Consider the following 17,561-nt stretch of genomic DNA (forward strand, 5'->3'; position numbering starts at 1 on the left):
GAAGCGCGGGTCGGCGGCATGGAAGAGGGCGCCGTCCTGCCTGGACGGCGCCCCGTTCTCCTGCGGCGACGGATCAGACGGTCGCCGTGACACCGAAGGCGCTCTTCAGCTCGGTGACCAGATCCAGCTTCTCCCACGAGAAGCCGCCGTCTTCCTCCGGCTGGCGGCCGAAGTGGCCGTAGGCGGCGGTGCGGGCATAGATCGGGCGGTTGAGCTGCAGGTGGGTGCGGATGCCGCGCGGGCTGAGGTTCATCAGCTCCTGCAGCACGGCCGACAGCTTGCCCTCGTCCACCTTGCCGGTGCCGTAGCAGTCGACATAGACCGACAGCGGCTTGGCGACGCCGATGGCATAGGACAGCTGGATCAGGCACTTGGAAGCGAGGCCGGCGCCGACCACGTTCTTCGCCAGATAGCGCGCGGCATAGGCGGCGGAACGGTCGACCTTGGTCGGGTCCTTGCCCGAGAAGGCGCCGCCGCCGTGGGGCGCCGCGCCGCCGTAGGTGTCGACGATGATCTTGCGCCCGGTCAGGCCGCAGTCACCGTCCGGCCCGCCGATGACGAAGCGGCCGGTCGGGTTGACGTAGAACTCGTCCTCGGGGCACATCCAGCCTTCGGGCAGGGCGTCGAGCACGAAGGGGCGCACCATCTCGCGCACGTCTTCCTGCGACACATGCTCGGCATGCTGGGTGGAGACGACGACCGAGGTGGCGCCGACCGGCTTGCCGTTGACGTAGCGCAGGGTCACCTGGCTCTTGGCGTCGGGGCCGAAGGGCACCTTGCCGGCGTGGCGGGCGGCCGACATGGCCTTCAGGATGCGGTGCGACAGGGCGATGGGGGCGGGCATCAGCTCGTCGGTTTCGTCGCAGGCGTAGCCGAACATGATGCCCTGGTCGCCGGCGCCTTCGTCCTTGTTGCCCGCCGCGTCGACGCCGACGGCGATGTCGGCGGACTGCGAGTGGACGTAGCAGGACACGTCGGCGGTGCGCCAGTCGAAGCCGTCCTGTTCATAGCCGATGGCCCGCACGGCCTCGCGCGCCTTTTCGATCAGCACCTCGTGGGTGATCGAGGCGGGGCCGCGCACTTCGCCGGCCAGCACGATGCGGTTGGTGGTCGCCAGCGTCTCGACGGCGACACGCGCCTCGGGGTCGGCGGCGAGGAAGGTGTCGACGATGGTATCGGAGATCCGGTCGCACACCTTGTCCGGGTGGCCTTCCGACACGGACTCGCTGGTGAACAGGTATTCGGACTGAGACACTGGGGCATCCCTCCCATGGAAGCAGGTCATCCGCGGCCCGCGACGCCACCCCGGAGCCGTTTTCTCGTCAAGGCGAGACTGTGGAAACACATCTGGCCGGCTGGGCCGCTGCCCGCCGCAACCAAAGCGGAGGAAGTAACGGAACGGGGGCCCGAATGCAAGCGCAAACGGGCCCCCGAACCGTGACAGCCCGGGCCGGCGGCCACCGCCGCCCCGCGCCGGGAGATGCCGCCGCTCACTCGTCGGCGGGCGGGCGTTCGTCGCTGACCGCCAGGGTCTTCGCCAGGTCGTAGATGCGCTTGCGCACCTGCGGATCGATGATGCGGTAATAGGCCCGCACCAGCTCCAGCGTCTCCCGCTTGGTCATGGGATCGGCTTCCGTCTCCTCCACCTCCTCGGCGCCGCGCAGGACGTTGCGCGGGCTGCGGGAGGAGACGCTTTCGTCCATCTCTTCAAAGAAGAACGACACCGGCACGTCCAGCACGCGCGACAGATCCCACAGCCGGCTGGCGCCGATGCGGTTGGCGCCGCGCTCGTACTTCTGGACCTGCTGGAAGGTCAGGCCGATGGCTTCGCCCAGCTTCTCCTGGCTGAGGCCGAGCAGGGTGCGGCGCAGGCGGACCCGACTGCCCACATGCACGTCCACGGGGTTCGGCTTACCCGACGGCATGCGACCGCGCGAGGATCGCCGACCATTCTCGTCGACGGCGGACGTGTGCGAGAGTGAGTTCATGGCACAACCCCAAGGGAATCCGGACGCTGACTCCGACATACGCCTCCTTGTTCGGCAGGACGCGTCATATCGTCTGACGTGTACGGAAAACGTCAGCCGCTCCGGCCCGGTTCACACGGAGTCGAACAATTCCAGCCTACGGGGTCGCAACCAAAGGGCGCAGCCTCCCAGCAGCAGCGCCAGGGTGAGCGGCACGGCGTTGCCGCCACGGGCGTAAGGGGTCGGCGCCAGGGCCGCCGGCAGGGAGGAGTCGATGATGCCCTGGGTGCCGAGCGCCAGGCTCGCCACCACCCGGCCGTAGGGGTCGATGACGCCCGAGATGCCGGTATTGGCCGCCCGCACCAGCGGCAGCCCTTCCTCCACCGCCCGCAGGCGGGAGGTGGCGAAGTGCTGGTAGGGGCCGGCGGAAATGCCGTACCAGCCGTCGTTGGTGACGTTCAGCAGCCAGCCCGGCCGGTGGGCGGGGTCGAGCACGATGGCGCCGGGGAAGATCACCTCGTAGCACACCAGCGGCCCGGCCGGCGGCAGGCCCGGCACGCTCATCAGCCGCGGCCCTTCGCCGAACGAGAAGTCGGTGCTGCCCGGCGTGATCTTGTCGATGGGCAGGATGCCGCGCAGGGGCACGTACTCGCCGAACGGCACCAGGTGCATCTTGTCGTAGCTGCCGACGATGGCGGCATCGCCGTTCAGCGCCACAAGGCTGTTCCAGATGCGGAAGGGCTGCTCGCCCGGCGGCGTCACCCGCGGCGCCCCGGTCAGCAGCACGCCGCCCGGCGGCGCCGCCAGGGCGGCCAGATGGCGGCGCGGCGCATCGGTGTTGATGGCGAAGCTGGCCGCCGTCTCCGGCCAGATGACGGCGGTGAGGTCGGCGAAGCCGTCGCGCTGCGACAGCTCCACATGGGTCATCAGGTTGGCGTCGCGCTGGTCGGCCTTCCACTTCTCATGCTGGGAGATGTTAGGCTGCACCACCCGCAGCACCGCCCCCGGCACCGTCGCCACCTCCGCCGTCGCCAGTCGCCAGCCGCCCCACAGGGTGAGCACCGCCAGCACGCCCCAGGCCGCCGCCACCGTGCGCACGGCGCCGGCGGCGCGGTCGCCCAGCACCGCAGGCATGGCGAAGGCGAGCGCCGTCAGCAGGCTGAGGCCGTAGGTGCCGATCAGCGCCGTCGACTGCAGCACCGTGTCGGCCGGCATCCACACGCTCGCCAGCGGGTTCCACGGGAAGCCGGTGAGCACCCAGCCGCGCACCCACTCGAACACCGTCCAGGCGGCGGCGAACAGCATCACCCGGCCGGGCCCGGTGGTGCCGGCCAGCCGCGCCACCGCCACCGCGGCGGCCGGAAACAGCCCGAGCAGCGCGCCCAGGCCGCCGACGGCAAAGGGGATCATCCAGCCGAACCGCGTCGGGTCGATCAGCAGGGCGTTGGAGATCCAGTACAGACCGCTGGCGAAATGGCCGAGGCCGAACACCCAGCCGACCAGAAAGGCCTGCCGCGGCCGCGCCGTGCCGTCGGCCAGCCACAGCAGCAGCGGCAGGGTCAGCAGCAGCACCGGCACCGCGTGCACCGGCGGCAGCGCCGCCGTGGTCAGCACGCCGAGCCCGAAGGCCAACGCCAGCCGCCGCCAGCCGGTGAGGCCGGCGATGCGATCCTTCAGGCCGCCGAGGCGGGTGTCACGTCTCACGGAGGGCGGGTTCCCTGGTTGCGAAGGGGTGCGGTGCGGCAGGCGGCGCAAGGCTCAGTCGTCCTGCCGCTCGCTGCGGTCCACCGGCGGCGGCAGGTTGCGCAGGCGCAGCCGGCGGATGCGGCGCGGGTCGGCGTCGAGGATCTCGAACTCCAGGCCGCTGGGCGGGTGGCGGACCAGCTCGCCGCGGGCCGGAATGCGGCCGGTGATGCGGAACACAAGGCCGCCGAGGGTGTCGATCTCCTCGCGCTCCTCCTCCGTCACCACCTCGCCGTAGCGGTCCTCGAAATCCTCCAGCGACACACGGGCGTCGGCCATCAGGGTGCCGTCGCCCATGTCGACCATTTCGGCATCGGCGTCGGAGTCGTGTTCGTCCTCGATCTCGCCGACGATCTGTTCCACCACGTCCTCGATGGTCAGCAGGCCGTCGATGCCGCCGTATTCGTCCACCACCATGGCCATGTGGGTGCGTTTCAGGCGCATCTCCAGCAGCAGGTCGAGCACCCGGATGGACGGCGAGACGAACAGCACCCGCCGCACCAGATGCTGCAGGTTGACCGTCCGCCCCTTGGCCACCACCGCCACCAGGTCCTTGATGTGGACCATGCCGATGACGTCGTCCAGGGTCTCGCGGTAGACCGGCAGGCGCGAATGGCCCACCCGCGCCAGGGTGTCGGTGACTTCCCGCAGCGCGGTGCCCACCTCCACCGCCACGATGTCGGCGCGCGGGATCATGACGTCCCAGGCCGTCAGGTCGCGCAGCCGGAAGATGTTGGTCAGCAGGACGCGCTCATGCTCGTCGATGGGCAGTTCGTCCTGTTCCCGTTCCTCGATCAGCTCTTCGAGCGTCTCGCGGACGGAATGGTCGCCGCCGTTGCGGCGGCGCAGGCCCTTCAGCCAGTGACGGACACCGGTGAGCAGGCCATTGTCGTGCTCGGCCCCGTACACGCGGGGCGGGCTACTGGAACTCTGGTCGGTCATCTCTCTCTTTCGGGAGTCGGGGACGCCGGCTCCTCCTCGTCATCGCCGCCGCGGGCGTAGGGGTCGGGGATGCCGGCAGCGGCCAGCACCGCCACCTCCACCGCCTCCATCTCCTCGGCATCGGCATCGTCCTCGTGATCATACCCGAGAAGATGCAGCACGCCATGCACCACCAGATGGTGAACATGGTGGGCGAGCGGAATGCCGGTCTCCGCCGCCTCGCGTTCGCAGGTTTCCAGCGCCAGCACGATGTCGCCCAGCGGCAGCGGCTCGCCCTCCGGCAAGGGCGGCAGGTCGCCTTCCAGGGCGGCGAAGGACAGCACGTTGGTGGGCGAATCCTTGCGGCGGTAGTGGCGGTTCAGCGCCTGCACGGCGGCATCGTCCTGCAGCGACACCGACATCTCGACGCCGTGCGGCGGCTCCGGCTCGAAGGCGTCGGCACCGCCGGCCATATAGGCAGCGGTGGCGGCGCGCACCACCAGGTCTTCAATGTCGGGCAGCAGGGCGGTCCAGCGCTCCACCTCCACCAGCACGTCGACGGCGGGCGGGGCGAGCGGTTCAGCAGAATGCGGCAGGGTGCCGGGCATGGATGCGGTACGTCCTTCAGGGCCGCCGTCCGGCCGGAGCGGCGCGGCGGCGGGGTGGTGCCGTGGTGTCAGCGGCTGGTGCTGCCGGGGTGGTTGTGCGGCAGGGCGCCGCCGGAGCGGTCGCGGTGGTCGTAGGCGGTGACGATGCGGGTCACCAGATCGTGGCGCACCACGTCCTTGCGGCTGAAGGTGATGAAGCCGATGCCCCGCTGCCCGTCCAGCACCTCCAGCGCATCGCGCAGGCCCGACTTGGCGCCGAGCGGCAGGTCCACCTGCGACAGGTCGCCGGTGATGACCATGCGCGAGTTCTCGCCAAGGCGGGTGAGGAACATCTTCATCTGCGTCGGCGTGGTGTTCTGCGCCTCGTCCAGGATGATGAAGGCGTTGGACAGCGTGCGGCCGCGCATGAAGGCGAGCGGCGCCACCTCGATGGTGCCGGCCTCCAGTTCCTTCACCACCTGGTCGCCCGGCATCATGTCGTAGAGGGCGTCGTAGAGCGGCCGCAGGTAGGGGTCGATCTTCTCCCGCATGTCGCCGGGCAGGAAGCCCAGCCGCTCCCCCGCCTCGACGGCGGGGCGGGAGAGGATGAGGCGGTCGACCTTGCCGGCGATCTTCATGGACACCGCCTGGGCGACGGCCATGTAGGTCTTGCCGGTGCCGGCCGGGCCCATGCCGAACACCAGTTCGTTGGCGCGCATGACGCGCACGTAGTCCGCCTGCGTCTTCGACCGCGGGATGACGTGGCGCTTGCGGGTGCGGATGGTCAGGTCTTCGCCGCCGGCCTCGCCGGTGACCTGCTCGCCCTCCATGCGGATGACCGCATCGACCTCGCCCAGGGTGATGTCGTGGCCCTGGCGGGCGCGGCGGTAGAGGGTGTCGAGCACCGCCTCGGCCTCGCCCGCCTCGGTGGCGCCGCCGTGGATGACCACTGTGTTGCCCATGGCACTGAGCGAAACGCCGAGGCGTTCCTCGATGCGGTCCAGATTGGCGTTGGCCGGCCCGAACAGGACCTGGAGCAAACCGTTGTCGTCGAACTGAACGGTGATCTCGGTCCGGTCGTCGGGGGTCGTCGCCATGTCTGTCACGCGCAAGCCCTTTCCTTCGGTTGCGGCGGGTGCGCCGCGATCAACTCGCCGCGCAGGCTGTTGGGCCCGGCGGATACGATGCGCAGGCGGGCAAGTGCCCCGAACAGGGCGGCCGGCGCTTCCATGTGCACCGGCTGCATGTAGGGGCTGCGGCCGAGCAACTGGCCGGCCTGGCGTCCCTCGCGGTCGAGCAGCACGTCCATCTCGCGCCCGACGCAGGCCTGGTTGAACGCCACCTGCTGCGTCTGGAGCAACGCCTGAAGGGCGGCCAGCCGTTCGTCCTTCACCGCTTCCGGCACCTGATTGGCCATGCCGGCGGCCGGCGTGCCGGGGCGCGGGCTGTACTTGAAGCTGTAGGCCTGAACGTAGCCCACGTCCTCCACCAGCTTGAGGGTGGCGGCGAAGTCGGCGTCGGTCTCGCCGGGGAAGCCGACGATGAAGTCCGACGACAGCGCCAGATCGTCGCGCGCCGTCTTCAGCCGGTCGATGATGCGGCGGTAGTCGTCGGCGGTGTGGCCGCGGTTCATGGCCCGCAAGATGCGGTCGGACCCCGACTGCACCGGCAGGTGGATGAACGGCGACAGCGCCGGCACGTCGCGGTGGGCGGCGATCAGGTCGTCGTCCACATCGCGCGGGTGGGAGGTGGTGTAGCGGATGCGGGCGAGCCCGTCGATCTCCGCCAGCGCCCGGCACAGGGCGCCGAGGCCCCATTCGCGGCCGTCCGGCCCCTCGCCATGGAAGGCGTTGACGTTCTGGCCGAGCAGGGTGATCTCCCGCACGCCGGCCGCCACCATCTGGCGCGCTTCCGCCACGATGGCGGCGACGCCGCGCGAATACTCGGCGCCGCGCGTGTAGGGGACGACGCAGAAGGTGCAGAACTTGTCGCAGCCCTCCTGGATCGACAGGAAGGCGGACGGGCCGCTGACGCTGGGCGCCGGCAGGTGATCGAACTTGGGCTCGGCCGGGAAATCAGTGTTGAGGATGCCCTGCCCCGGCGCCGGCTTGCCGTTGGCCCGCGCGGTGGCGGCCTGGGCGGCGGCGCGCTCGGCCTGGGCCACCATCTCCGGCAGCTTGTGATAGGCCTGGGGCCCCAGCACGATGTCGACATAGGGCGCGCGGGCCAGGATCTCCTCGCCTTCCGCCTGGGCGACGCAGCCGGCGACGGCGATCAGCAGGTCACCGCCGGCGGCCCGCTTCTCCTCCTTGAGGTTGCGCAGCCGGCCCAGTTCCGAGAACACCTTCTCGGCCGCCTTCTCGCGGATGTGGCAGGTGTTGAGGATGACCATGTCGGCGCCGTCGGGCGCTTCGGCGGGGGCATACCCGATGGGCGCCAGGACGTCCGCCATGCGACCGGAGTCGTAGACGTTCATCTGACACCCGTAGGTCTTGATATATAGCTGTTTTTTCAAGGGCTTGGATTAACCGTTCCGGCTTCCCTGCAAAGACTGGCGCCGGTGGCGCCGCGATCCCCGATCCACAGTACGAGAGTTAGCAGGCAGACGGTCAAAGTCAAGTTAAGCGACGGGGGAGGCCGCCGCCGGCGCCGGTGCTCTTTCGGCGGTCGCCGCCACGGCCGCCGGCGCGCATTCATCCTCGGGCGGCGGCAGCGGCGGGTCGGCCGGCAGGTCGCGGCCGAACAGGGCGCGGGCGACGCCGGCCCGCACCACCGCCTCGCACCACGCCGACAGGTCGCGGCGATGGGGGAACTGCGCCGCCTGCACCGGCCGGTGGAATTCCACCTCCACCGTCACCCGGCCATGGCCGAGCAGCGCCCACAGGTGCGGCGCCAGGTCCATGTCGCCATACCACGCATAGTACGGCCGCCCGGCCCAGCCCATGGGCATGCCGTCGATGCGGGTGTAGGCGATGGACACCGGCTGCACCGTCACCGTCTCGCCATTGACCGGCTTTTCGGCGACGTTGAACAGGGTGCTCTTGAACGGCAGCACGCGGTTGCCGTCGTTGGAGGTGCCTTCGGGGAAGAAGATGAGCGGCTCGCGGTCCTTCACCAGCCGGCGCACGATCTCGTCGCGCTGGCGACCGGCGGCGGTGCGCTTGCGGTCGACGAAGACGGTGCGCCCCAGCTTGGCGATGGTGCCGAATCCCGGCCAGCCGGCGACCTCCGACTTGGCGACGAAGGCGCCGCGCACCAGCGACCCCAGCACCACGATGTCCATGTAGCTGGTGTGATTGGCCACCATCACCAGCGGCCGCGCCGTCGCCGGCACGCCCTTCACCACCACCTCGGTCGCCGTGATGCGGCAGACCACCCGCCAGTACAGCCGGGCGAAGGAGCGGTAGGGGCCGCGCACCAGCATGGTCAGCGCATAGGGCGGAATGACCACCAGCGTCCACAGCACGAACAGGAACAGGCGGAAGGCGGCCATCAAGGTCGACTGCATGTCCCGTCCTCCGCTGCTGCGATGGCCTGTCAGTCCTGCTCGCGGGCAGTCCGGTCGTAGTGCTTGTAGTACTTGTCGCTGACCAGGTCGGTCTTGACGATGATGCAGACGTCGGTGGTGTTGAACTGGTGGTCGACCACCGCGCCGTCGCCGATGAAGCCGCCCAGCCGCAGGTAGCCCTTCATCAGCGGCGGCAGCGACACCAGCGCCCGCTTGACGTCGATCTGCTCCGGCGGCAGCAGGTCCATGGCGGTGTAGCGTTCCGGCAGGGCCCGGGGGCGCATTTCCGGCGGCGCCAGATGGTGGTGATGCAGGTACGACAGCGGCAGCGCCAGCTTCTCGGGGTCGGTGCCGTGCAGCGAAGCGCAGCCGAACATCAGGTCGATGCCGTGGTGGAAGACATAGGCGGCGATGCCGCGCCACAGTAGCTGCATGGTCGACTTGCTGCGATAGGCGGCATCAACGCAGCTGCGCCCCAACTCCATGATCTCGCCGGGGTAGGATTCGATGGCCGAGATGTCGTATTCGTCCGACGTGTAGAAGCGCCCGGCGCGGGCCGCCTGGCTGCGGCGGGTGAGGCGGTAGGTGCCGATCACCCCTTCCGGCCCGGTGCCGCGGCTGCGGTCGATCACCAGCAGGTGGTCGCAGTGGGCGTCGAACTCGTCGAAGTCGCGCCCCACCTCCGCCATCTCCGGCGTCGGGCGGGCGCCCATTTCGTCGTAGAAGATGCGATAGCGCAGCGCCTGTGCGGCCTTGATCTCGGCCTCGTCGGTGGCGATGCGGATTTCGTGGTCACCGGCGGTCAGGGCAGCGAAGGACGTCATGGATGATCCCGATCAGGCTGTGCGGCCGCCCGCCGGCGACGACGAAGACGACGCGGCGGCGGCATGGCATCAGGCGCCGTTCTTATCATCGTCCTTGAGCGGAACGCCATAGAGTTCCAGCCGGTGACCCACCAGGCGGTAGCCGTACTTGCGCGCGATGTCGCGCTGGATGGCCTCGATTTCCTCGGAATGGAATTCGATCACGGTGCCGGTGTTGATGTCGATGAGGTGGTCGTGATGATCGTCGGACGCCTCTTCATAGCGGGCGCGGCCGTCGCCGAAATCGTGGCGCTCCAGGATCTCCGCCTCTTCCAGCAGGCGAACCGTGCGGTAGACGGTGGCGATGGAGATGCGCGGGTCTTCCTCGGTCGCGCGGCGATACACCTCTTCCACGTCGGGATGGTCCGTCGCCTCCGACAGCACGCGGGCGATCACCCGGCGCTGGTCGGTCATCTTCATGCCTTTCTCGATACAGCGCTGTTCGATGCGCGACGTCATCCTGAGGGTCTCGTCCTGTTGTCGTCAGATGGTGCGGGCCCCGGCGGCGATAGTAGACGCCTGTCCGCCAAATGAAAAGGCGTCGTCGCAGCGGGTTGCCCCCGGCCGTGACGACGCCCACATTACCCGGCGGGTTAATCGCGCGGGGAGACCTGTCACAGTCCCGTCACGCGGCTCCCTGACGGCGCGCCTTGGTGCCCAGGCCGATCTTCTTGGCCAGCGACGACCGGTGCTTGGCGTAGTTCGGCGCGACCATGGGATAGTCGGCGGGCAGACCCCAGCGCTCGCGGTATTCCTCGGGGGTCATGTTGTAGGCGGTCTTGAGGTGACGCTTCAGCATCTTCAGCTTCTTGCCGTCCTCAAGGCAGATGATGTAGTCGGGGTGCACCGACTTCTTCACCGGCACCGCCGGCTGCGGCCGCTCCGCCGGCAGGGGAGCCGACCCGAGATTGGCCAGGGCACGGTGGACGTCGTTGATCAGCTGCGGGATATCCGTCACGGCCACCGTGTTGTTGCCGACATGCGCGGCCACGATCTCCGAGGTCAGCTCCAACAGCTCCTTGTCGGTTATTGCTTCGCTCATTTGCCTTCTGTACCTCTCTCTCGAACGGCTGCGACACATATAATTGAACCGGAACCCGTTTGCAATGGTTCCCGAAGCAAATGCAAGAGATAGGATATTGCGGTGACCAGTAAATCAGACCATCAGCTGGATATTACCCAAGAAGTCTGCCCCATCACCTTCGTGAAGGCCAAGCTGGCGGTCGAGCGCATGGCTCCCGGCGAGGTACTTGAGATCAGGCTGATGGGCGACGAGCCCTTGTCCAACGTCCCCCGCTCCCTGACGGAGCTGGGGCACCGCATCCTCGACCTGTCGCCGGCGCCGGGCGAGGCGGAGGGCGGCGTACACGTCCTGCGGGTCGAGAAGGCCGGCTGACCGACTGGCCGGCTGACCGACTGACGCAGCGCGCCTACAGCACCGCGCGCATCATGACCAGGGCGTCGGCGCTGCCGCCAGTGGGGCGGCGGTAGTAGTCCTTGCGGCGGCCCACCTCGGTGAAGCCAGCGGCGCGGTAGAGGCCGAGGGCCGCCTCGTTGTCCACCGCCACCTCCAGGAACAGCCGCTCGGCGCCGCGGGTGGCGGCCTCGGCGGCGGCGGCGCGCAGCAGGCTGCGGCCGATGCCGCGGCGGCGGGCCCGCGGCAGGCTGCCGATGGTCAGGATCTCCGCCTCGTCGGCGACGGCGCGGGCCAGCACCAGCGCCACCGGCTGCGGCCCCTGCCCGGTGCCCACCTGGGCGATCCAGCCGAAGGTGCCGGGGGTGTCGAACAGGGCGGCGAAGTCGCCGGTGGTCCAGGCCTCGCCGACGCCGAAGGCCGCCTCGTGCAGCACCGCCAGCACCCCGGCATGGGCGGCGCCGACGGCGATCAGCTCGCAGCTGTCGGACATCATGGCAGGTCGGGCCGCAACTGGCCGCCGCCGCTCGGCAGGGCGGCGTCGGGCGGCCGGATGTAGAGCGCCTGCGGCGTTGCCGCCGGCAGCGGCCTCACCGCCGTGAGGGCCGCCACCACGGACGGGTCGGGCGTCACCGTCGCCCCGTCCGGCGCCACCGCCACCGCCGTTTCCGGCAGCGGCGCCAGCAGTTCAGCCGCGTCGCCGACAATCACCGCCGGCCCTTCCGCCAGCTGCGCCCGCACCGCCTGGGGCTCCGCCGAGCACGGCGGGCCGAGGGGCGCCAGATCGGCGTCGAACCACTGCAGGAACAGGTCGTCGCGCTTGCTGTCCACCGCCGCCAGCACCCGCCGCCCGGCGCGCTGGGCCGGGTCGACGGCAGCCGCCAGGGCCTCCGTCGTCGTCACGCCGACCACCGGCGTCCCCGCCGCCACGGTGAGGGCGCGGGCGGTGGCGAGGCCGACGCGCAGGCCGGTGAAGCTGCCGGGGCCGATGGTGACGGCGACGCGGTCAAGCTCCGCCCAGGCGACGCCGGCCTCGGCCATCACCTCCCGGATCATGGGCACCAGCGCTTCCGCCTGACCGCGCGCCATTTCCTCCCGGCGGGCGGCAAGGGTGGTGCCGTCGCGCCAGACGGCGACGGAACAGGCCGCCATGGCGGTATCGAGGGCGAGGATCAGCACGCGCGTCCCTCCCCGCTCACATCATCGCCGTGCCGGCGGCGGCATCGCTCAGCACCGGGTAGCGGGCGCGGGCATTGAACAGCTGGTAATGCCACCACTCCGCCGAATAGAAGTCGAACCCCGCCGCCGACATCAGGCCGAGCAGGGTGAAGCGGTTCTGCTGCGCCTGCCGCGACACCTCCGTGCTGCCGTGGAAGGACTGCGGCGTCATGGCATCGAAGGCGGTGCCCATGTCCAGCTCCTGGCCGCTGGCGGCGTCCACCAGCGTCAGGTCCACCGCCGCCCCCATGGAATGGGGCGAGCCGCGCCGCGGGTCGGCCAGGAAGGTGGCGTCCGGGGTGTGGTCCCACAGCTTCCACTGCGCTTCCGCCGGGCGGAAGGCATCGAGGATGCGCAGCCGGAGGCCGACGGCGCGGGCCAGCTCGCTCGCCCGCAGCAGCTTCTCCGCCGCCTCCGGGTTCAGGAAGCACGCCGGCCGGGCATAGACCGGGCGGCCGGTGAAGTTGCGGTGGGTGGCGTAGACGATGTCCAGCTCGACCCCGTGGGAGGCAGCGGTGATTTCCGTCAGCATGATGGGCGGTCGGTCACTCGATGGTGCAGGCTTCGTCGAAGTCGAGGCGCGGGTTGCGGGGGAACAGCGCCGTCTCGTCGCCATAGCCGAGGTTGATGAGGAAGTTGGATTTCACGCCACCGTCCTCGAAGAACAGGGCGTCGCACAGGGCGCGGTCGAAGCCGCTCATGGGCCCGCAGTCCAGCCCCAGGCTGCGCGCCGCCAGCATCAGGTAGGCGCCCTGCAGGGTGGAGTTGCGGAAGGCGGTCTCCTCGATCAGCGGCGGATTGCCGGCGAACCATGAGCGGGCATCATCGTGCGGGAACAGGCGCGGCAGTTCCTCGTAAAAGGTGGTGGAGTAGCCGAGGATGGCGGTCACCGGGGCAGCCATGGTCTTGTCGACATTGCCGCCCGACAGGCACTGGCGCAGCTTCTCCTTGGCCTCGGCAGAGCGCACGAAGACGACGCGGGCGGGGGAGCTGTTGGCGCTGGTCGGCCCCCATTTCCACAGGTCGTAGAGGGTGCGCAGGGTCTCGTCGGTGACCGGGCGGTCGCTCCACGCGCCATGGCTCCGCGCCTGCCGGAAAAGCAGGTCGAGGGCCGCGTCGGGCAAAGGCTGTCGCACGGGGAGGTCTCCTCTCGCTGGATGCACCGCCGGGGGGATGGCGGCGCCCCTGATCTTCGTCGCCCGGGCCGGCGGATGCAACCGGCTCACCGGGCCATGCCCCTACCACCCACCCCACTCCCCGCCGCACCGCCAGAGGTAGGCCGAAGGGTGGAGGCCGAAAAACCCCTCACCCCGGCGGGTAGATGGCGGTGATGCCGGAGATGATGGTCTGGGTGGCCAGGGCGGCCAGGACGATGCCGAGGACGCGGCTGACCGTGTGGATGATGGTCTGACCGAGGGCCTTCTGCACCGCTTCCGACATCATGAACAGGGCGGCGCTGCCGATCAGCACCAGGGCCGCCGCCCCCAGCACGGTGCCCTGACCGGCGAGGTCGTCGCCGTAGCGGTCCATCATCAGCATGATGGTGGTGATGGCGCCCGGCCCGGCCATGAGCGGGATGGCCATGGGGAAGACGGCGATGTGGCGGGCCTCTTCCTCCGTGCGGGCCTCGTCGACGGTGCGGCTTTTGCGCTCGGACCGCTTCTCGAACAGCATCTCGAAGGCGATCCAGAACAGCAGCGCCCCGCCGGCGATGCGGAAGGCCGGCATCTCGATGGACAGGGCGTTCAGCACGATCTCGCCGAAGTAGGCGAAGAAGACGATGATGGCGAAGGCGATCAGGCACCCCCGCACGGCGATCCGCCGCCGCGCCCCGGCGGTGAAGCCCTGGGTCAGGCCGATGAAGATGGGCACCATGCCGATGGGGTCGATGACCACGAAGAACACGACCAGGGCATTGAGAAGAATGTCGATCATCGACGGCAGCTTTCGGCGCAACGGGGAAAAGGACCACCCGCCGACCCTACCACCGCGCGAGGACGAAGGGCACCCTTCGCCGATGACGCGGGGCCGGAGGCGGCAGCAGGGCGCGGCAGGGGCTGGAAACGGTCATGCCCGGCCTTTCAGCCGGGCATGACGGGAAGGACCGCTGAGGCGCTGGCGGCGCTCAGCTCTGGTCCATCTTCAGGGCGTTGATGAAGGCGGTCTGCGGGATTTCGACCTTGCCGAACTGCCGCATGCGCTTCTTGCCCTCCTTCTGCTTGTCGAGCAGCTTGCGCTTGCGGCTGATGTCGCCGCCGTAGCACTTGGCGGTCACGTCCTTGCGCATGGCGGCGATGGTTTCGCGGGCGATGACCTTGCCGCCGATGGCCGCCTGAATGGGGATCTTGAACAGGTGGCGGGGGATCAGGTCCTTCAGCCGGGCGCAGATGGCGCGGCCGCGGAATTCCGCCTGGCTGCGGTGGGCGATGAAGGCCAGCGCGTCCACCGGCTCGCCGTTGACCAGGATGCCCACCTTCACGAGGTCGGATTCGGCGTAGTCGTCGACCTCGTAGTCGAAGCTGGCATAGCCCTTGGAGATGGACTTCAGGCGGTCGTAGAAATCGAACACGATTTCGTTCAGCGGCAGCTTGTAGACCGCCATGGCGCGGTTGCCGGCGTAGGTCAGGTCCAGCTGGATGCCGCGGCGTTCCGTGCACAGCTGCAGGATGGGGCCGAGGTATTCGTCCGGCACCATGATGGTGGCCTTCACCCACGGTTCCTCGATGAAGTCGATCTTCATCACGTCCGGCATGTCGGCCGGGTTGTGAAGTTCCTTCATCGTGCGGTCGGTCATGTGCAGGCGGTAGACCACCGACGGCGCCGTGGTGATGAGGTCGAGGTCGAACTCGCGGTCCAGCCGCTCCTGGATGATCTCCATGTGCAGCAGGCCGAGGAAGCCGCAGCGGAAGCCGAAGCCCAGCGCCGCCGACGATTCCGGCACGTATTCGAAGCTGGAGTCATTCAGCCGCAGCTTGGCGAGGCTGTCGCGCAGGTGCTCGAAGTCGCTGGCGTCGACCGGGAACAGGCCGCAGAACACCACCGGGATGGACGGCTTGAAGCCCGGCAGCGGCTCGGCGCAGCGGCGGCCGTCCTCGGTGATGGTGTCACCGACCGAGCAGTCGGCCACCGATTTGATGCCGGCGGTGATGAAGCCCATCTCGCCCGCCTTCAGCTCCTTCACCTCCTCCATCTTGGGGGAGAAGACGCCGACGCGGTCCACCGGGTGGGTGGCGCCGGTCTGCATCATGAGTATCTTCTGGCCCTTCTTCAGCACGCCGTCCTTGATGCGCACCAGGATGACGACGCCCAGGTACGGGTCGTACCAGCTGTCCACCAGCATGGCCTTGAGCGGCGCCGTCTCGTCGCCCTGGGGCGGCGGCAGGCGGGCGCAGATGGCTTCCAGCACGCCTTCGATGTTGATGCCGGTCTTGGCCGAGATTTCCACCGCGTCGGAGGCGTCGATGCCGATGACGTCCTCAACCTGCTCCTTCACCCGCTCCGGCTCGGCGGCGGGCAGGTCGATCTTGTTGAGGACGGGGATGATCTCGTGGTTCGCCTCGATGGCCTGATAGACGTTGGCCAGCGTCTGCGCCTCGACGCCCTGGGAGGCATCGACCACCAGCAGCGAGCCCTCGCAGGCGGCCAGCGAGCGGCTGACCTCGTAGGCGAAGTCCACGTGGCCCGGCGTGTCCATCAGGTTGAGCTGATAGGTGCGGCCGTCCTTGGCGGTGTAGGTCAGGCGCACGGTCTGCGCCTTGATGGTGATGCCGCGCTCCCGCTCCAGGTCCATGGAGTCGAGCACCTGCTCCTTCATCTCGCGGTCGGTCAGGCCGCCGCAGACCTGGATCAGGCGGTCCGCCAGGGTCGACTTGCCGTGGTCGATGTGGGCGATGATCGCAAAATTTCGGATGTGGGAAAGGTCGCTCATCTGGCCGTCGTTCAGCTGAAACTTTGGGGCGCACCATAGGGCCAAAGCCGTCCGCAAGCAACGCCGACGCGGGCCATGCGTCCTATGGAACGGACGTGCGTCGCGCCCGGCGGTTCTGTTGCGCGCGAGGGTATGGCACCATGGCGGCACGGCACGCGGGGGTCGCGCCGCCTGCAGGGGGACAGCCTATTGTGACCGAAAGCGCCAGTGACAGCCAGAGCGCGGGCCCGTCCTCCGGGGCCGCCGACCTCGATCTTGCCGCCGGCATCATCGACGCCCTGCCCGCCAGCGGCTGTCTGGTCGACGAGCAGGGCTGCATCCTGGCCGTCAGCGCCGACTGGCGCCGCTTCGGCGCCGAAAACGGCAGCCTCGACACCGCCTTCGGGCGCGGCAGCAACTACGTCACCCTGTGCGCCGCCTCCAGCGATGCCGCCATCCGCGCCATTGGCCGCGGCGTCGCCCAGGTGCTGGCCGGCGAGCGCGAGGAGTTCCGCCACGTCTATTCCTGCCATGCGCCGTGGGAAGTGCGCTGGTTCCGCGTCATCTGCCGCCCGGTGACGACCGCCGGCCGCCGGCTGGCGATGGTGCTGCACACCAGCGTCACCGGCGAGGTGCTGCAGGGCAGCCTGCTGCGCGAGGCCGACCGCGAGGCCCGCCGCGCCGGCCGCGAGCGGGCGGAGGTGCTGCAGCGTCTGTCGGAGGAACTGCGGTCGCCGCTGAACACCATCATCGGGCTGGCCGACATGCTGTCGCAAGCGGTGTTCGGGCCGCTCGGCAATCCCCGTTACCAGGATTATTCGCGCGAGATCAGTGCCGGCGGCCGGCGGCTGCGGCGGCTGATCGACGACGTGGTGGAACTGTCGCTGCTGGAAGGCGGCGGCCTCGACCTTGCCGACGACGACGTGGCGGTCGGCCCCGCCTGCGAGGCGGTGGCGGCGGAAGTGGCCGAGGAGGCAGCCTCCCGGCGGGTGGAGGTGAGCACCCGCGTGCCCGAGTCGCTGCCGCTTCTGCGGGCCGATGGCGCCCGCCTGCGGCAGATGTTGCGGGCGCTGCTCGACAACGCCCTGTCGGTGTCGCCGGAGGACTCGGTCGTCACCGTGGAAGCCGGCGAGGACGCCGCCGGCTGCCTGACCATCACCGTCAGCGACCAGGGCCCCGGCCTGCGGCGGACGGAGCAGGGCCGCATCGGCGACACCCTCACCGCCGGCCCCGGGGCGGCGCTGGAGGCCGGGCCGACGGGGCTCGGCCTGGCGCTCACCAAGGGGCTGATGGATGCCCACGGCGGCCGGCTGATGCTGCGGGCGCGGCCGGGTCGCGGCACCGCCACCACCCTGCGCTTCCCCAATACCCGCACCCTGGCGGCAGCGGCGGACGCCGTCGACTGATCCGGCGCGGCGCGGTGCCGGCGCCGG

The 17,561-nt window shown here is 69.7% G+C and carries 19 protein-coding genes; 2 read left to right on the forward strand and 17 right to left on the reverse strand.

The window, feature by feature from the left end:
• Positions 1 to 73 precede the first annotated feature (73 nt).
• From metK to ABD056_RS18585, 11 genes are all read right to left on the reverse strand, one after another.
• On the reverse strand, positions 74 to 1,255 hold the full coding sequence (gene metK / locus ABD056_RS18535) for a methionine adenosyltransferase (RefSeq protein ID WP_343869105.1): 1,182 nt from the start codon (positions 1,253 to 1,255) through the stop codon (positions 74 to 76).
• A 235-nt stretch (positions 1,256 to 1,490) separates the two neighbouring features.
• Complete coding sequence (locus ABD056_RS18540) at positions 1,491 to 1,925, reverse strand: helix-turn-helix domain-containing protein (RefSeq protein ID WP_343869107.1); 435 nt, start codon at positions 1,923 to 1,925, stop codon at positions 1,491 to 1,493.
• Positions 1,926 to 2,099: 174 nt separating this feature from the next.
• The gene (lnt, locus tag ABD056_RS18545; protein WP_343869109.1) at positions 2,100 to 3,671 is read right to left on the reverse strand and encodes an apolipoprotein N-acyltransferase; all 1,572 of its coding nucleotides are present in this window, start codon (positions 3,669 to 3,671) and stop codon (positions 2,100 to 2,102) included.
• Between the two features lie 54 nt (positions 3,672 to 3,725).
• The gene (locus ABD056_RS18550; RefSeq protein ID WP_343869111.1) at positions 3,726 to 4,652 is read right to left on the reverse strand and encodes a hemolysin family protein; all 927 of its coding nucleotides are present in this window, start codon (positions 4,650 to 4,652) and stop codon (positions 3,726 to 3,728) included.
• On the reverse strand, positions 4,649 to 5,239 hold the full coding sequence (ybeY, locus tag ABD056_RS18555; RefSeq protein ID WP_343869113.1) for an rRNA maturation RNase YbeY: 591 nt from the start codon (positions 5,237 to 5,239) through the stop codon (positions 4,649 to 4,651). The genes ABD056_RS18550 and ybeY overlap by 4 nt, the downstream gene beginning before the upstream one ends.
• A gap of 68 nt (positions 5,240 to 5,307) precedes the next feature.
• Positions 5,308 to 6,315, reverse strand: coding sequence for a PhoH family protein (locus ABD056_RS18560; RefSeq protein WP_343869115.1), 1,008 nt, complete (start codon positions 6,313 to 6,315; stop codon positions 5,308 to 5,310).
• 5 nt (positions 6,316 to 6,320) lie between these two features.
• On the reverse strand, positions 6,321 to 7,733 hold the full coding sequence (gene miaB, locus ABD056_RS18565; RefSeq protein WP_343869117.1) for a tRNA (N6-isopentenyl adenosine(37)-C2)-methylthiotransferase MiaB: 1,413 nt from the start codon (positions 7,731 to 7,733) through the stop codon (positions 6,321 to 6,323).
• Between the two features lie 105 nt (positions 7,734 to 7,838).
• Positions 7,839 to 8,726, reverse strand: coding sequence for a lysophospholipid acyltransferase family protein (locus tag ABD056_RS18570; RefSeq protein ID WP_343869119.1), 888 nt, complete (start codon positions 8,724 to 8,726; stop codon positions 7,839 to 7,841).
• A 29-nt stretch (positions 8,727 to 8,755) separates the two neighbouring features.
• On the reverse strand, positions 8,756 to 9,550 hold the full coding sequence (locus tag ABD056_RS18575) for a GNAT family N-acetyltransferase (protein WP_343869121.1): 795 nt from the start codon (positions 9,548 to 9,550) through the stop codon (positions 8,756 to 8,758).
• 69 nt (positions 9,551 to 9,619) lie between these two features.
• Positions 9,620 to 10,048: a Fur family transcriptional regulator gene (locus ABD056_RS18580; protein ID WP_343869123.1), complete on the reverse strand. Its 429-nt coding sequence runs from the start codon at positions 10,046 to 10,048 to the stop codon at positions 9,620 to 9,622.
• A gap of 166 nt (positions 10,049 to 10,214) precedes the next feature.
• Entirely contained in the window at positions 10,215 to 10,631 is a 417-nt protein-coding gene (locus ABD056_RS18585) for a Ros/MucR family transcriptional regulator (RefSeq protein WP_343869126.1), read from the reverse strand.
• Between the two features lie 102 nt (positions 10,632 to 10,733).
• Between ABD056_RS18585 and ABD056_RS18590 the strand changes: the two genes are divergently transcribed.
• Positions 10,734 to 10,985, forward strand: a complete 252-nt coding sequence (locus ABD056_RS18590) for a sulfurtransferase TusA family protein (protein WP_343869129.1) — start codon at positions 10,734 to 10,736, stop codon at positions 10,983 to 10,985.
• Between the two features lie 34 nt (positions 10,986 to 11,019).
• Here the strand turns inward: ABD056_RS18590 and ABD056_RS18595 are convergent, their stop codons facing one another.
• From ABD056_RS18595 to lepA, 6 genes are all read right to left on the reverse strand, one after another.
• Positions 11,020 to 11,499 (reverse strand): GNAT family N-acetyltransferase, encoded by a 480-nt coding sequence (locus ABD056_RS18595; protein WP_343869132.1) that lies wholly within the window; start codon positions 11,497 to 11,499, stop codon positions 11,020 to 11,022.
• Entirely contained in the window at positions 11,496 to 12,182 is a 687-nt protein-coding gene (tsaB, locus tag ABD056_RS18600) for a tRNA (adenosine(37)-N6)-threonylcarbamoyltransferase complex dimerization subunit type 1 TsaB (protein ID WP_343869133.1), read from the reverse strand. Before tsaB ends, ABD056_RS18595 begins: the two co-directional genes overlap by 4 nt.
• Positions 12,183 to 12,198: 16 nt before the next feature.
• Positions 12,199 to 12,753 (reverse strand): D-alanyl-D-alanine dipeptidase, encoded by a 555-nt coding sequence (gene ddpX, locus ABD056_RS18605; protein ID WP_343869136.1) that lies wholly within the window; start codon positions 12,751 to 12,753, stop codon positions 12,199 to 12,201.
• Between the two features lie 13 nt (positions 12,754 to 12,766).
• On the reverse strand, positions 12,767 to 13,357 hold the full coding sequence (locus ABD056_RS18610) for a malonic semialdehyde reductase (protein ID WP_343869138.1): 591 nt from the start codon (positions 13,355 to 13,357) through the stop codon (positions 12,767 to 12,769).
• A gap of 169 nt (positions 13,358 to 13,526) precedes the next feature.
• The gene (locus ABD056_RS18615) at positions 13,527 to 14,156 is read right to left on the reverse strand and encodes a MarC family protein (RefSeq protein WP_343869141.1); all 630 of its coding nucleotides are present in this window, start codon (positions 14,154 to 14,156) and stop codon (positions 13,527 to 13,529) included.
• 190 nt (positions 14,157 to 14,346) lie between these two features.
• Entirely contained in the window at positions 14,347 to 16,149 is a 1,803-nt protein-coding gene (lepA, locus tag ABD056_RS18620; protein ID WP_343869144.1) for a translation elongation factor 4, read from the reverse strand.
• 191 nt (positions 16,150 to 16,340) lie between these two features.
• Between lepA and ABD056_RS18625 the strand changes: the two genes are divergently transcribed.
• Positions 16,341 to 17,534, forward strand: a complete 1,194-nt coding sequence (locus tag ABD056_RS18625) for a sensor histidine kinase (protein ID WP_343869146.1) — start codon at positions 16,341 to 16,343, stop codon at positions 17,532 to 17,534.
• The last annotated feature ends 27 nt before the right edge of the window (positions 17,535 to 17,561 follow it).

This window comes from Caenispirillum bisanense (assembly GCF_039523075.1).
Classification (GTDB): Bacteria; Pseudomonadota; Alphaproteobacteria; order Rhodospirillales; family Rhodospirillaceae; genus Caenispirillum; species Caenispirillum bisanense.

Bases quoted from the DNA above. Each gene is read 5' to 3' on its own strand.
- ABD056_RS18570 (WP_343869119.1), bottom strand. From the start codon at position 8,726: ATGCAGTCGACCTTGATGGCCGCCTTCCGCCTGTTCCTGTTCGTGCTG.
- lepA (WP_343869144.1), bottom strand. From the start codon at position 16,149: ATGAGCGACCTTTCCCACATCCGAAATTTTGCGATCATCGCCCACATC.
- ABD056_RS18595 (WP_343869132.1), bottom strand. From the start codon at position 11,499: ATGATGTCCGACAGCTGCGAGCTGATCGCCGTCGGCGCCGCCCATGCC.
- ABD056_RS18615 (WP_343869141.1), bottom strand. From the start codon at position 14,156: ATGATCGACATTCTTCTCAATGCCCTGGTCGTGTTCTTCGTGGTCATC.
- ABD056_RS18550 (WP_343869111.1), bottom strand. From the start codon at position 4,652: ATGACCGACCAGAGTTCCAGTAGCCCGCCCCGCGTGTACGGGGCCGAG.
- ABD056_RS18540 (WP_343869107.1), bottom strand. From the start codon at position 1,925: ATGCCGTCGGGTAAGCCGAACCCCGTGGACGTGCATGTGGGCAGTCGG.
- ABD056_RS18585 (WP_343869126.1), bottom strand. From the start codon at position 10,631: ATGAGCGAAGCAATAACCGACAAGGAGCTGTTGGAGCTGACCTCGGAG.
- ybeY (WP_343869113.1), bottom strand. From the start codon at position 5,239: ATGCCCGGCACCCTGCCGCATTCTGCTGAACCGCTCGCCCCGCCCGCC.
- ABD056_RS18560 (WP_343869115.1), bottom strand. From the start codon at position 6,315: ATGGCGACGACCCCCGACGACCGGACCGAGATCACCGTTCAGTTCGAC.
- ddpX (WP_343869136.1), bottom strand. From the start codon at position 12,753: ATGCTGACGGAAATCACCGCTGCCTCCCACGGGGTCGAGCTGGACATC.
- ABD056_RS18580 (WP_343869123.1), bottom strand. From the start codon at position 10,048: ATGACGTCGCGCATCGAACAGCGCTGTATCGAGAAAGGCATGAAGATG.
- ABD056_RS18575 (WP_343869121.1), bottom strand. From the start codon at position 9,550: ATGACGTCCTTCGCTGCCCTGACCGCCGGTGACCACGAAATCCGCATC.